This window comes from Anabaena sp. CCY 9402-a (assembly GCF_963920945.1).
In the GTDB taxonomy this organism is placed as follows: domain Bacteria; phylum Cyanobacteriota; class Cyanobacteriia; order Cyanobacteriales; family Nostocaceae; genus Trichormus; species Trichormus minutissimus.
The window spans coordinates 1-1616 of the sequence record NZ_CAWUDL010000176.1; the positions used below are offsets into that span (position 1 = coordinate 1).

The window sequence follows — 1616 nt, forward strand, 5'->3', positions numbered from 1 at the left end:
AGCCATCTTCTAGAGTGGTTTGGTTTGCGATCGCATTTGCTACTGTGGGGGCATCGTTAACAGCAGTCACAGAGAACGTCTGAGTTTGTCCGGTTAAGGTATCTGTTCCATCAGTAACGCCGTAGTCAAGGGTGACAGTACCATTAAAGTCAGCAGTTGGAGTGAAGGTATAAGTTCCATCACCGTTATCAACTAAACCACCGTTATCAGCAGTCAAACCAGTTACGGATAAGGTATCACCTTCTACATCACTGAAACCTGTTAATAAGTCAGCAGCATTAATGGTAATAGCTGTATCTTCAGCAGTGTTGCTTAAAGTGGCAGTGGGTGAACCAACAGGAGCATCATTAACTGGGGTGACAGAGAAAGTCTGAGTTTGTCCAGTTAAAGTATCTGTTCCATCACTAACACCGTAGTCAAGGGTAACAGCACCATTAAAGTTAGCAGTTGGAGTGAAGGTGTAAGTTCCATTATTGTTGTTGACTAATGCACCATTATCAGCAGTTAAGTTCACAACAGAGAGAGTATCACCAGCATCTACATCACTGAAACCTGTTAACAAGTCAGCAGCATTAATGATAATGGCTGTATCTTCAGCAGTATTGCCTAAAGTTGCAGTTGGTGAACCAACAGGAGCATCATTAACCGCAGTCACAGAGAAAGTCTGAGTTTGTCCAGCTAAGGTATCTGTTCCATCGGTGACATCGTAGGTGAGGGTGACAGTACCATTAAAGTTGGCAGTTGGAGTAAAGGTATAAGTACCATCCAGGTTATCAACTAAACCACCGTTATCAGCAGTCAAACCAGTTACGGATAAGGTATCACCTTCTACATCACTGAACCCTGCTAATAAGTCAGCAGCATTAATGATAATGGCTGTATCTTCAGCAGTATTGCCTAAAGTTGCAGTTGGTGAACCAACAGGAGCATCATTAACCGCAGTCACAGAGAAAGTCTGAGTTTGTCCAGCTAAGGTATCTGTGCCATCAGTGACACCGTAGTCAAGGGTGACAGTACCATTAAAGTTAGCAGTTGGGGTGAAGGTATAAGTTCCATTATTGTTGTTGACTAAAGTGCCGTTATCAGCAGTTAAGTTCACAACAGAGAGAGTATCACCATCTACATCACTGAAACCTTGTAACAAGTCAGCAGCAGTAATGTTAATGGCGGTATCTTCAGCAGTGTTGCCTAAAGTACGAGCATTCTCGAAGAACAGGGTATTGCCGTCATAATTCCCCACAAAAGCATCCAAGTCCCCATCCCCATCAATATCGGCAAAAGTGGGTGTAGCAGAAAACCCCACATTTGTCAGTCCAAAGGGGTTGGTGGCTTCTGGGGTAAAGGTGGGTACAGCCGCAGTTCCCGTGTTGCGGTAGAACAGGGTATTGCCAAGATTATTCCCCACAAAAGCATCCAAGTCCCCATCCCCATCAATATCGGCAAAGGTGGGGGCAGCATAAGACCCCACATTCGTTAGTCCGAAGGGGTTGGTGGCTTCTGGGGTAAAGGTGGGTGCAGCCGCAGTTCCCGTGTTGCGGTAGAACAGGGTATTGCCAAGATTATTCCCCACAAAAGCATCCAAGTCCCCATCATTATCAATATCGGCTAAGGTGGGT

Annotated in this window: 1 protein-coding gene; it reads right to left on the minus strand. The window is 45.2% G+C overall.

Translation table 11 applies throughout. From position 1 onward, the window contains the following. Positions 1 to 1616: cadherin-like domain-containing protein (locus ACM0OR_RS28105; RefSeq protein WP_414579690.1), on the minus strand; the 1616-nt coding region annotated here is incomplete at both ends.